The sequence below is a fragment of the Paenibacillus sp. ALE3 genome, from assembly GCF_054113405.1.
Window position 1 is genome coordinate 1,047,564 of record NZ_CM134214.1, and the last position, 13,049, is coordinate 1,060,612.

The 13,049-nt window shown below is 46.6% G+C and carries 11 protein-coding genes; 10 read left to right on the forward strand and 1 reads right to left on the reverse strand.

Translation table 11 applies throughout. The features are described from left to right. Positions 1-75 precede the first annotated feature (75 nt). Entirely contained in the window at positions 76-987 is a 912-nt protein-coding gene (locus ACXHJ2_RS04785; protein WP_013372556.1) for a serine/threonine protein kinase, read from the forward strand. A gap of 40 nt (positions 988-1,027) precedes the next feature. On the opposite strand, the gene ACXHJ2_RS04790 is transcribed toward ACXHJ2_RS04785, so the two are convergent. Continuing rightward, on the reverse strand, positions 1,028-3,118 hold the full coding sequence (locus tag ACXHJ2_RS04790; RefSeq protein WP_238791100.1) for a vWA domain-containing protein: 2,091 nt from the start codon (positions 3,116-3,118) through the stop codon (positions 1,028-1,030). Between the two features lie 591 nt (positions 3,119-3,709). Between ACXHJ2_RS04790 and ACXHJ2_RS04795 the strand changes: the two genes are divergently transcribed. The 9 genes from ACXHJ2_RS04795 (at position 3,710) to ACXHJ2_RS04835 (ending at position 13,046) form a co-directional block, all read left to right on the forward strand. Beyond that, positions 3,710-5,926, forward strand: coding sequence for a hypothetical protein (locus ACXHJ2_RS04795; protein WP_025676112.1), 2,217 nt, complete (start codon positions 3,710-3,712; stop codon positions 5,924-5,926). A gap of 119 nt (positions 5,927-6,045) precedes the next feature. Next, positions 6,046-6,471: a hypothetical protein gene (locus ACXHJ2_RS04800; protein WP_007431573.1), complete on the forward strand. Its 426-nt coding sequence runs from the start codon at positions 6,046-6,048 to the stop codon at positions 6,469-6,471. Between the two features lie 130 nt (positions 6,472-6,601). Beyond that, positions 6,602-7,054, forward strand: coding sequence for a J domain-containing protein (locus ACXHJ2_RS04805; protein ID WP_165083117.1), 453 nt, complete (start codon positions 6,602-6,604; stop codon positions 7,052-7,054). A gap of 32 nt (positions 7,055-7,086) precedes the next feature. Continuing rightward, a complete protein-coding gene (locus ACXHJ2_RS04810) occupies positions 7,087-7,635 on the forward strand; it encodes an FHA domain-containing protein (RefSeq protein ID WP_040103096.1) in 549 nt (182 codons plus the stop codon). A 64-nt stretch (positions 7,636-7,699) separates the two neighbouring features. Then, a complete protein-coding gene (locus ACXHJ2_RS04815) occupies positions 7,700-8,227 on the forward strand; it encodes an FHA domain-containing protein (RefSeq protein ID WP_040103097.1) in 528 nt (175 codons plus the stop codon). Between the two features lie 35 nt (positions 8,228-8,262). Beyond that, on the forward strand, positions 8,263-9,093 hold the full coding sequence (locus ACXHJ2_RS04820) for a PP2C family protein-serine/threonine phosphatase (protein ID WP_165083119.1): 831 nt from the start codon (positions 8,263-8,265) through the stop codon (positions 9,091-9,093). Positions 9,094-9,115: 22 nt separating this feature from the next. Continuing rightward, complete coding sequence (locus ACXHJ2_RS04825; RefSeq protein WP_165083121.1) at positions 9,116-10,993, forward strand: PP2C family protein-serine/threonine phosphatase; 1,878 nt, start codon at positions 9,116-9,118, stop codon at positions 10,991-10,993. A 47-nt stretch (positions 10,994-11,040) separates the two neighbouring features. Next, on the forward strand, positions 11,041-12,360 hold the full coding sequence (locus ACXHJ2_RS04830) for a hypothetical protein (protein ID WP_013372548.1): 1,320 nt from the start codon (positions 11,041-11,043) through the stop codon (positions 12,358-12,360). After that, positions 12,357-13,046, forward strand: coding sequence for an iron-dependent peroxidase (locus ACXHJ2_RS04835; protein WP_165083123.1), 690 nt, complete (start codon positions 12,357-12,359; stop codon positions 13,044-13,046). Before ACXHJ2_RS04830 ends, ACXHJ2_RS04835 begins: the two co-directional genes overlap by 4 nt. Positions 13,047-13,049 lie beyond the last annotated feature (3 nt).

Sequence of the window (13,049 nt, forward strand, 5' to 3'; positions counted from 1 at the left end):
GCTATAATAAAAAGATGTGTAATAAGCCGATATATACAAAAGACATAAGCTAAGAACCTGACAGGAGGACGAGTCATGATCGTGGATACAAGCGGGAATCTGCTTGCCCGCAATACGAAGCTGCGAAATACATATCAAATTCGAAGCGCCTTGTCCCGCAGTGAGCTGGCCATCGTGTATACGGCAAGGCTGTTGGATAACCGAGAAAAGGTCATTGTGAAGGAATTTTTTCCGAATGCACTGGCTTTACGGGGGACAGATCGAAAAACGGTCACTTGTAGCGCTACGATGCAATACAAATACGTGGAATTTATGCATTATTTTTTGCGTGAAGGGCAAATGTTAAAGGAGTTAAGTCATCCGGGAATTGTCGGTTATATAGATCATTTTGAGGAAAATGGAACTGCTTATCTGGTCATGGAATACTGTGCAGGCAAAACGCTGGATCGAATGATGCAAGAAGAGGCTGTGCCAACGTCTGATCCTGCTTTTCTGTACCAAACGTTGCTGCCTTTAATTGATGCCTTGGAGTATATTCACAACAAAGGAATTATTCATCGGGACATTAAGCCAGGCAATATTATGATTGGGGAACATGGCAACATCAAGCTGATTGATTTTGGCTCTGCTGTGCATTTTGAAGGCAAGGAGCATCCGATCTTCACCACGGCAGGCTATTCTCCGCTGGAATTTTACTCTAACCGTTCGCGGCAGGGGCCTGTATCGGATATTTATAGCTTGGCCGCAACGCTGTATTATTGCCAAAAAGGATCACCTCCACCGGATGTGCCAGGCAGATTATTTGCAGATCGAACCGAACGGATTCGGATCGAAAATGCAGGGATTTCACTACTGCCGTATGTTATTAGGCGCGGTCTGGAAGTACAGGCTACCAAGCGTTGCCGCTCACTTCGATGGTTTAAAGCCGCCCTACGTGCGGAATATTGGATAAAAAAAGGGAAGCGCCCTACTCTTACGGTTCGTTAACCGTAAGAGACGGCGCTTCTCTTTTTTTATTCCGACGATGTTATCCTGTCGGAGCTTGAATATGGTCGGTGTAGACTGAAGTATTCGGCTTAATCGCTTTATAGCGCAGCTCAATTTCAGTGACACCATCCTCAAATGTGATATATAGTTTGTCACCATACTCCATGACCGCTTTTTTGTTGCGGGTCAATCTGACTTTTCCATGCTGCAGGGCGCAGCGTGTATCATGTTTCACGATCAGAGTCCCTTTTTTACCTGCGGAAAATAGGATTCGTTCCGCTTCTGGTAACGGTTCGTGAACGTCAAGCGTACGGAATAACTCCTGCAAGCTGACCTTATGACCCGGAAAGGAGGTAAGCGGCCAAGATTTTACCGGAATCTCCTGCCCACTCGCTGTAGCGAGAAAATATCCTTCGATTCTTCCAGCAAACTGAGGCTTCGGTCGCAAGAACCAATACAGAAGAGCAGCTATCACAATACTGATGGCTACTGTCCATTTAATGGCTGTATACCGGGATTGGACTGAAACGGTCAGTGTTGCGCTGCTGGATGCACCTTCTGGATCGGTAGCGGTAATCTTTAGCTTCGTGTCACCTGTGTGAAGCTCGGATAGCAGCAGATCATTACCGTTAATCTCGGCATTAATCGTATCGCAAGAAGCTCCTGAATCCAGCTTAAAGTTCAGCTTGTCATGATTAGGATCAACAATAAAGTCCGATAAACTTCGACGGGAATCACCGTCTTCTTTTATCAGGCGAATCGTCAGGTCTTTTAAGGCCTGTGGTGCTGCATTGGTGGCGTGAACCTTATGTACAATTCCCTTACGGTACCACTGCGGACTATCCAGAGATAGCTGCCATGTATAATCACCCGTTTGGGGGAACGCATATTCGGTATGAAAGGCTCCTGACTTATAGGTCATAGGCACCTTTTTAGCTGTACCGCCCTTTACAGGGGTAACTATAATATGGGCTTGGAGAGATGTGTATACGGCATCATCTGTAAGCTTTTGGCCATCCGGTAACACGAGCTGAGCTTGAAATGGTGTCGCTTGTCCCTTCAGCAATTGCATAGGCTTGTCGCCATGAGCTGCTGTTGTTTGCGTTCCCCCTGTAGTAGCTTCAGCTTCCAGTCGGTAGCTGCCAAGTAAATTGATTTTAACCAAATCTCCGCGTATGCCCCGTAATTTTAACTTCACTTTACCTGCTTGTGGATGCTCAATTTTCAAAATTGCATATCGGCTCGACTTGTACCTGCGGACATTTTCTGAATTGGAGTATAGCTGGGTTTCCAGCAGGGGATGCTCCGACAAAAGCACCAGATTGGCTTCCTCCATACTAGAGTCCGGTAGAGTCACCGTTAATTCTTGCATCTCGCCAGTGGTCGTAATTGCAGCAACTGGAACGAGCTTGGAGCGAATTTGACTGGCAAAAATACGGTTCAGAATTTCGGGCAGATCCTCAGCACTACTGGTAATAAAAGAAGCTCCTCCCGTTTGAGAAGCGATCCGTTCGAGTTCTTGCCGGTTTACCGTGCCATCATGATTCAGACCAATCGTATACACCGGGTATCCCTTGGTCTGTGCAGATTTGATGACAGAGGATACATCGTTATTCGAGTCACCCTTGGACCGAGAACCAGAAGAGGCACCAAAATCAGTCTCTCCATCTGACAATAAAATCATAAAAGGCTGACGCCCTTGGGATGATCCTGCGGCTAGCAGTTCTGAGCCTTTACGCAGTCCCAGTCCCAAATCTGTATAACCAGAACGGTTCAACATTCTGATTTCCTGCTGGATTTGCGATTTTTGCGCTGCCACGCCAATCGAAGTCAGTGGTTTTGAGGCGACAACGTGATGGTTGTAGGCGACGAAACCCACACGTGTACGGTCTGCATCACTCAAGTCCATAAACATACTGATAACTTCGGCGGCAATACCCTCGGGATCCGTGTCTCTCATGGAATAGCTGGTATCCAGTACAAAAACAGCATCGTAACCCTCGCTTGGAGCAGTCCTCAAAGATGCTGCATTAGCCTGATTTACAGTGCAAATGACCCCGTTTAAGCCCGTTTGAAAAAATAGTACAAAAGTCATGAAAGTGATAATTCCTAGTTTCCTTATTCTGAACATAAGCTCCTCCATCGGCGAGACCAATGTGGGCGTACCAACTCTCCTAATCCTTGGGATATAAGGGATAAAGGATCAAAACAGCTGAAAAACCTCACATTAGCCATGAATTTGATACTTTTACGCTTCTCAGAAATATCCAATGAACTTCTATCGGTCATTGGATTCCATTTGTGAATATTTCCCTGAAGAAACAGGTCTAACATATCATAAAAATTACATACTTACGCATAAAATGAGTCAAAATGCCCTGTTTCAATCTGAGACTACAGAAATTGACAAAACTGAAGAGTGCTTTGTATGATAGCTTTCGTATCAACGGCAAAAATTGGGATTGAAGTTAGGAATACGAAATCATAAATTTGAAATTTCTGTGTTATATGACTTTTGATTTTGAATTTCCTCTCATTTGAAATGCCTTGCCGTTAAAAGTCGAATAGCGCTTCGGACCGATTTTTGAGGTTATATGCCTGTACCGTAAATGTGGTATAAGCTCAATCCTTTGACGAATTTAAATGTTAAGTAGGGGGGAGGAGGCAAATGAACTAAAATTGAATATTCGTCCGTTTCAAATTGGACATCCCGTGTCCGTATATGGAGCAATGGACCTATAACTCATACTTTATTCATTTGCCGACAACGATGGAAATCATTTATCAAACCAACCGGACAATGCTTTTTGAAGAGATTAACCCGGAAAAGCTGGATCTGATCACCATTGTAGGTGATGTGAAGGGTATCGACAGCTTGAGCGATGAGAAGATCAAGGAAATTAATCAGCACCTTCTGGTGCGTAGCTTTGACGAATTTTTGGATAAGTTTTCACCGACCGTATATTCATTTTTTAACGCGGCCAATCAAAAGGTCGTCTACACCCTTAAAAAGCCTGAGGGAATTGATGAGGATAGCATTTCTGAAATTCGTATCAATCAAAGTAATGATTTTCTGAAAATGTTGTTTACGCTCATTGATACTAAGCGCAGTCAAGGAATCACCAATGTAGATTTCAAATTTGAAAATCTGCTGGATATGATTTCACCGAAAAAGGTTATGGACGATATTCGTCAAGTCCGCAAAGAAATTCACTATATGTACGGTGAATACGACAAGCTGGATGATGGCGATCCGAAGAAACTCGACATGGGTGACAAGCTGAATGCCATGTTCGAGGAAGCGAGCCAGAACTATAACAACGTTATGGCTATGCTGCCTCTGGCAATTGAGGACATCAAAACCCGTCTTTTGCTCGGTGGAGCCCAAGAGGAAAACGCCGGTGAGTTGATCCAGGTGGGTATGCTCTCCATTGGGGAAAGCGGCGAACTGAAAATTATTGAAGCGCCGAAGAGCGAAAGTACTGAGCTGATGCTGTTGGATGAGAACAGCACTGGCGATCTCTCCCAAGTATTCGAAGAAGACTATAACTCTATCACAGATACGCCTTCTGACTATGTGAAGGACTTGGTGGTTCGCACGTTTGTGCCACTTCCAGCTGTTCAGACCAAGGTTGACACAGCGGTTGAAGTTCAAAACTACAACACGTATTTGGAGTTCTATAAAAATGCCAAGGATGATTTCGTAAAGGCGGTTAAGCCGCTGGTAGAAAAAATCCTCGGTGTCAAAATGTTCTTCGACCAATATGCGACGAAGAGCAAAGGAATGCTGCCGACAATGCTGGTGGCGAATAACAAGCTGGACATGCTGGTGAAAAGCAGCAATATTCCACGTCTGGAAACGTACCTGAATACCGTAAATGCCAAAAATGAATTCAGCGACACCATCTGGTTCGGGATCGTTCCATCTATTGAACTGGAAGCAGCCGGTAAGGTGAAGGTGTCTCGTGAACGCTTTAAGGGCAACGAGAAGGTCGTAAAGCAGGGCGGAAATTCAATGGAATCGCTCTCGATGCTGCTGCAAGTCGTGAAGGATTACAAAATTCAAATGTTCTTTAACTTTGAATCCGGTGAAGAGACGACCTTCAACAGTATGGCGACAGCAGGCATCGACAAGTATGTCGATAAATGCGCCAGTCTTGTGCGCAGAGAATATAGCGAATTTGCAATTCCTTGTGTACCGAACTTTACCATTATTCCGAAGGATAAATCGGGTGTCATTATTGATAGCAAAATGCTACAGACCGAAGACGGTGTGCAACTTTCCAAGGAAAAAGAAGATATTCTCAAACTGTGGATCGAGGGCGTATATGTAGGCGCTGCCTACGTGGCTGCTGGCTTGGTCGCTTCTTATCAATGTCCTGAATACCTGCGTGAGACGTTCAAAACGGTCAATAAAAACTTCCCTGGTGTACGCTTCGACATTGAAGCTGGGGACAACAGTCTGCGCACAGTGACGACGATGGCCAAGGAAATCACTGGGTTCACCAACACGATCAAGGATGCCATCAACCGTAAAAACTTTGGCTTTGTATTCTCGTCTGAGAATGCTCAGATTCAGGATAAGGATATCCGCCGGATTACTGTCTACAAGGCAAGAAGCATGGCGATGTCTGAGGACGGCTTTGACTCCATCTACAAAACGCTGGTCAGCACGTACATTGAACGTATTTTGCGCTACCAAACAGGAGACTTCAAGCACGAAAATATCGTCCGTTTCTTTAGTAACAATCCGAGCAGTCAGAAGAGCAAGTGGCTGAGCAGCAGAGGATCTGTGAACTCGATCATTCAAGACGGAGACGATATGAGCTTCATTATTGATGAGAAAAGCAATATGTGCCATATCGATCTGGTCTTCAATGGTAATGTGAAGAACCTGGAAGTCATGATCACTAAGGGAACCAGCTCGGTCAAATCATGATCCGAGCACTACGAAAGATGTTAGAGGCGTTTCTATCCAGAACCGCCTTTATACATAAATCGCGGAGAAGCACTGCTTCTTCCGCCATCATTTTACCTAATATCAAGGAGGCAACACACATGGGATTCAGATTGAAAGTAGAAGGACAAGAAACAATTGAGCTGGGCTTGGATAACATCCAAACGGTTATTTATGACACCGATACACCGGACGATTCCAATGCACGCTCCACTGACGTAGGCTCCACGCTGCGCATCAGCGGTAAAATCATCACAGCAGTAGACGGTGACAGCGCGGATGACACGTTGAAACTGGCTTTGTGGTCTCTGGTTCCTGCTGAAAAAGCAGACAGCTACCGTAAAGTAACACTGGAAGTTATTGCAGCTGATCAAGTTGTGCGTAAAATCTACTTCCCGAATGCTTTCGTTGTAGACTACAACGAGCACTTCGGCGACACAGAAGGTGTAGGTGCATTTACACTCTACATTAAACAAAAGAAAGACAAAACCGAGCTGGCTACCATCGACGGCGGATATCCGGTTTAAGCTTAACATCTTAACGTTAAGCGCAGCTTAAACACACACTCACCCGGCGCATACGTGAAGGGTGGATAAATATTAAGAGGCCTACGGGTCTCTTAATATTTATTTTTTTCGGAGAGGGGAACATCAGACAATGACCAACTACTATGAGCTGCTCGGTGTCGGCCGGGATGCTTCGGAGGCAGAGATTAAGCAAGCTTACCGTAAACTGGCCAAAAAGTATCATCCTGATACCAACCAGGGAAGCGAGGAAGCAACGCGCAAGTTCAAGCTGATTCACGAGGCTTACAATACCTTGCGTGACGAAGCATTGCGGCAGGCATACGATGCTGAGCTCATCCGAAAAGCAACGGGAACTAGCGGAGAACAGCAAGAAAAAGCAAAAGGGGCAGCAGCACCTTCAGGGGGTACACGTAGGGCAGCCAAAGGATTCAATCCGGCTGACATAGGCACTGATTTTGAGCAATTTTTCGGCTTTCATCCGAAAACGAAGGAAGGCTCACCAGGGAAAAAAATGAAAAAATCCGGTGATCCGACGGATACCTCAGCCATGTTCAACCAATTTTTTGGTATTCGTAAAAAGTGATGATTTCAGGATAGAAACGGGGGAAGCAAGCAGTGAAAACGGCGCAGAGCAGATGGGTTTTCATCATAGATGTTGCCATGTTCGGGCTGATGCTGGCGATCGCCTTTTATGTGTTTAACCGTACAGGCTACAGCGGTTTGAAGACTGTGGTCGCAATAGGTATTGGGATTAGCGTGCTTGTATACATACTGCGCAATCTGGTTTCCGTGGTCCCTGTGCCAAGGCCAAAGGCAGAGCGTAAACGGATTGCAAAACTGGTGTTAATTGATGAAGAAGGTGAATCCATTAAAGAATGGTATATCGAAGGCGAAACATCATTGTTAATCGGCAAAACAACGTCACGCTCTGAGGCGGATATTGATTTGGCAGGTACAGATTATGCTTCCTTGGTAAGTGTGGAGCATGCGGTACTCAACCGGGTAAACAGTGACTGGTTTGTGGAGGATGTGGATTCCGGCAATGGGACCGGGCTACGGTCTGCGAACGAAAGTGTAACCAAGAAGCTGGAAAGTGGCGAGCCTTACCGAATTTACTCAGGTGATTTATTATATATTGCCAATACCAGGCTGCTCGTTAAATAGAAGAAGTTGCACAATCCTTAGATTACTGTAAAGACAATCAAGACAATGGGGGAAGGAACCGACTATGAGTTTGACAAGATGCCCGAACGGACACATGTTCAGTACACGAAAGCACGGAAATACGTGTCCTTATTGTAATACAGTAGTAAATATAGCCGCACCCAAAAATGCCGAACCAGCAGCGAAAACAAACGTTGCAGGAGACGATGACAAAACCATGCCGTATTTAGGCGAAACCGTAGGGATTCATCCAGTAACCGGATGGCTGGTATGTATCGAAGGAGCACAGGTGGGTCAGGACTATCGCATTATGGCGGAGAAAAACTTTATCGGGCGCGCAGAGGAAATGCATGTCCGTATTATCGGAGACAACACGATTTCCCGCAGAAATCATGCGGTCATTGTGTATGATCCGAAGAAACGCAACTTTTACTTGCTGCCAGGCGATTCGTCAGGCTTGGCGTATCACAATAACGAGGCGGTATATTCACCAGTGGAGCTGGCTGCTTATGACGTGATTCAGCTCGGGCGCAGCAAATTTATCTTTATTCCGCTGTGCGGCGCTCATTTCGAGTGGGATAACGAAAATTAGAACGGAAGTGGGCAATGGTGCAGGGAGGTAACGATATGCAGCCTTATTTTGTTGTATGTGGAGCTGCGGTGCTATGCGCTGTTCTTCTCATCATCCGTATACGACTGACGCGAAGTTCCGGCAGCCGTACCGTGAGTGGAATTGAGATTGGAAATGGTCAAACGATCGGGAGCCGGAGCGAGCAGGATGATTATTTCTCCAGTATGACCACCCCTGTCGGTACGCTGGCGGTTGTTGCAGACGGGATCAGTGGGCTGGCCAATGGGCGTATGTCCAGTACCTTGGCTGTGACGACTTTTACGAAGGCATTTGCCAAGTTAGAAGATGCAATGAATTTGAACGGATATTTTGCAGAGGCCGCAACCCAAAGCAATCGCGGCATTTTGCAAAATTTGAATGGGCAGGGCGGGGGAACGACGCTCGCGGCGGTCATTGTGTGCGGCTATCAGCTGTATTACGGAGCGGTGGGTGACAGCTTGATTACAATTTACCGCAATGGTCACTTTCAGACAGTCAATTCCAAGCATACTGCGGAAACACTGCTGGAGGAACGAGTGCTTGCTGGACAAATGACCTCGGAGGAAGCTAAAACGAGTCCTGTACGCAATCAACTGGTCAACTACTTGGGCTATGAAGGCTTTGAGAGCATGGAACTGGGGAGTGCACCGATTCGTCTGTATTCGGGTGATTATGTGCTGCTATGCAGTGATGGCATTCAGGAGGCGCTGACGGAGATTGAGCAGGAAGAGATCATGCGCAAGGGCGGAACTCCGCAGGAAATGGCGGATGCCATGATCGACACCATCAACGATAAAGGGTTTAAAAGTCAGGATAATGCGACAGTGCTTATTTTGGCGATAGGATGAAACAAGAAAGACGGGGGTAGCGATGCGCAAGGACAACAGCGATTTTAGTACCGCCTTTGTGTCGGAAGCGGGCTCTTACATAGACAACCGGGACTATTTTGCATTCATGGAGACGGACGACATGGCCTGTTATGTCCTCGCAGATGGTCTGGATTCAGATCAGGAACTGCGCAGCGCAGAAATGGTTGTCAAAACGGTGCTGGAAAACTTCATGGAGAAACCTTCCATGTCCAAGCGGCGCTTGATGAGAGATCTGCGTGAAGCGCAGGAATGGCTGCAATTTGAAAGCCGTCGTGTTCGGCTCAAGGCCAGTCTACTGATGGTAGTGACCAACTATAACAAAATGGTGTACGTTTCGTGCGGTAATGTGCGACTATATCATTTTCGCAATGGAAGGCTTAATTTTCGCAGTAAGGATCACAGCCTGGCTCAGTCATTGGCGGATGATGGACGTATTCCAGACGAAGCGACCAGTACACACGAGGAACGGGGCAATCTGCTGGAATACCTCGGGAATCCGAATGGGGTTCATGCCCATTTCGCCAAAAAGACACAGCTTGCAGATGGAGATGTAATGCTGCTCGCTACATCTGGGATGTGGGAGGATGTTGAACTGGCGGAAATGCTGGGTGCGCTGGAGGAAGCGAAGGACCCGGGTATGCTGACGGATACGTTGGAAGAGGTTCTGCTGAGCAAACAGCGCCGGACGGTTAATAATTACACGGCTGCCGCCATTTATGTAAACAAAGTTTTTCAGGAAAAACCTAAAAACCGTCGTAAGCTGATCAAACGGATCTTGATTGCGTTGCTCGCCTTTGTAATCGTGGGCGGGGGAGCATGGATTACACTGGCGCGTATGGCTGCGAACAAAGCGGCTGCGCTGGAAACGATGATCGAATCGGCTCAGGCCGCGGATGATTATGCAAGAGCAGGAGATTATGCAAAAGCGCTCAAATCCTACAGTGAAGCGAAAAACGCGGCAGTTAAAATTAACGATAAAATTCACAAGCGATTGTATACAGCTGAACAGAAAGTATCTCAATTGATGGTTGACGGGGACGGCTATGTGGAAAAGGCCGATTTTACCAAAGCTGAAGCCAGCTACGATAAAGCACGGAAAAGCGCCGGACTATATCCGCCATTTAATGTGAAGGATATTGAAAAAAAAATCGACCAACTGGACAGCTATGCCGAGACGGCGAGCTGGATGAAGGACGGAGATTTAAAATTCCAGGGTGGCGATTACACAAATGCACTCAAGCTGTACAAAAAAGCAAATAAGGCTGCGATGGAATCCGGCTATACGTCCGCGCAAAAAGAGTTGGAGAAGAAAATTACCGAGACCAATGATAAATTGACATCCATCCAGCAGCAGCTCAAGGAGATTCAAGCTGGCAAACTTCAGGCCAAAGGGGATCGGCTGATGAAAGATCTCGATTATGAAGGAGCCATTGACGCTTATAGCGGGGCACAGGAGATTTATCAGGAGATCGATAAGCTCGAAAGTGTTCTGGCGCTGGAGCGGAGCATAGCCAAGGCGGAGGAAAAGCAGAGCGCGGAGCAGCAGCAAAATGGTCAGCTTCCTGCTGGATTGGGATTGTCTGACGGAGCGATGAATGACACAGATACCGGGGACGCAGCGAGTGAAGCTTCATCTTCTGCTAGGGCAACCTCTGCCACAGCATCACAAACGAAGGTTGCGCCGACGGCTTCAACGGGCACTACGTCCGCGAAGAAGGAAGCCTCTCCGGCTGCAAAGAGCAGTGGTACGGGGGATGGCAATGCCGCTTCGATCAAGGCGGACACCAGCAAAGAGCAAGGAACTGCTGATTCTGCTTCTAAAGCAGCCGGGGCGTCTAATTCAGAGAGCTTAGATCAGGCTGCTGCGAACGGGAAATAAGTTTTTAATGTTCATTGAATGCTGGAGTCGGAAAGGAGTGAGGCGTCGTGAAAGAGCTGGTACAGGATCGTTTGAGCAAGATGGACGATTTAGAGCAGAGACGTTTACTGAAAAATATGATGGCCGGGGTATTTATGAACCTCGTCGAATATCAGGAAGAAATGACCCGCCAGCTAGAACGGCGGGTATTTGAGGAAATTGAGAATACGGAAGAAAAGTTTGATGTGTATGTGTCATTGACATCGCGTGAGGACTATGACCCGATTCATGAATTTTTATATCCTGTGTTGCCCTCCGATGCAGAAGAAAAACAGGTAGACATCAGCCGTGTGGCAGAGGTGGTGGGCGAAGGCGGGGAGATGCCGTTATTTACGCTTTTTCTCGAAATGGAGACCGAACGAATCTCGGCACTGGTACGCAGCAAACGAATTTTCTCAGGAATGCTGGTCACGGAAACCGGAAACTATCCGATTCGTTTTCGTTTGGAGCATAACCGTTCTTATATTTTGGAGATTGAGCAGTTGTATCATACGTTTATGCAAAATGGTATGCCGTGGAAAACGATTAATCACCCGTACGCTTATAAATTTGTGGACTGTGTATTGATTGGTGGAGACGGCGAACCGGCCGCTCATGAAGAAATCCATGAAATCACGATTTCGTTGGAGGAATTCGACATTTTTAAGAAAGCCGATGTTTTTCCGCTATGGAACATTGAAAGATTGGCTCTAAAGAACAGCGGTTTTCCTATACCAGCTATGGATCGTGTGAACTATGAGCATGTGCTGCCTTTGCGTAAAACAGGACCAGAGCATGGTTACCTGATTGACGGGACTGAAAGCGATATCCGCTATATCAAGCGGACAGAAGAGGAACTGACGATTGTCACACCCCGTGATAAATCTGGCGAGTGGAATGTGTTGAAGGTTACGAAACCAGCTACAACCAAGCTTAGTCGTCAGACCTATCCGGTATTGTCCAATCGGCGGCAAGACAGCTTTTTGGGTCGCTATGCAGGGAAACAGGCCGTGATTGTCCGGGCCAAAGCAGAGATCACGCGCATCGTCAATTCGTTTGAAGCGGCACAGGGGCTGGAGCTAGAGCGTGTGGACATCTGGGGAGGTGCAGGGAGAAATGATATAAGCAACCTTGTAACCAAAACTCAGACGTATCTGTTAAATCCGTTTGTCAGCGATAATGTACGGACAGAGGATGGCAAGCAGATCATGCGATTGGGGTTCAGACGTGGTTCCGAGGATGTTTTGCCAACTGCACCTGCTTACATTTTATCCGATTTAATGAGCTTTCTGGTGTCGGAAGTGCAGATGTATTTTCCAGAGTACAAGTGTGAAGGAGAATGGGTGTGAATTATGTTTGGGATCTGCTCATGCGCGCAAGGAAACAGGGGCTGGATGTAAATAAAATCCGTTTTGTACCCGCTGTCAGCTACTCTCCGTATATGGAGCTTAGCTTGGCTGAGCTGAATACTTCCCATTTGGAGCAGGTAGTGGAGATTAATCCGTACTACCGCTTTTATTCTATTTTTCGGGATCTGTTTCCACCGGATGCAGCAGAGGATCTAGAGCTGAGAGAGTCGCTATTTGATATTATGATGCATTTTCTGGCGGAGATCGATTTGTATCAAGGAATGAATCGGCGAGAGTATCATATCCGGTTTGTTCAGCGTGATATTGCGGATGGCATTTTTGGCCCGAAGGTAAAGGAAGCTTTTGGACAATTAAACCGTGAGGAACAGGACGCAATTGCTGAAGGCCTGCTGCGCCTGTATGAGACGGGGGAAGCCGTACATCTGCTAAAACAAACGATGCGTCGCGTCTTTCATCGCTCGATCATTTACACCAACTGTGAGGAAAAAGACGAACTGCTCATATATATTGGTCAGGAGGAAACGATGCTCTCACGAATCAAAGTCGATTTGATTCTCGATTTATTTCTTCCAGCACGGTTTACGACGGAATTGTATTGGACCAGTCATTTCGGCATTTTGGAGGAAGAACCTACAATGAAAATTGACGCTATCGCCCTCTATTAAAGC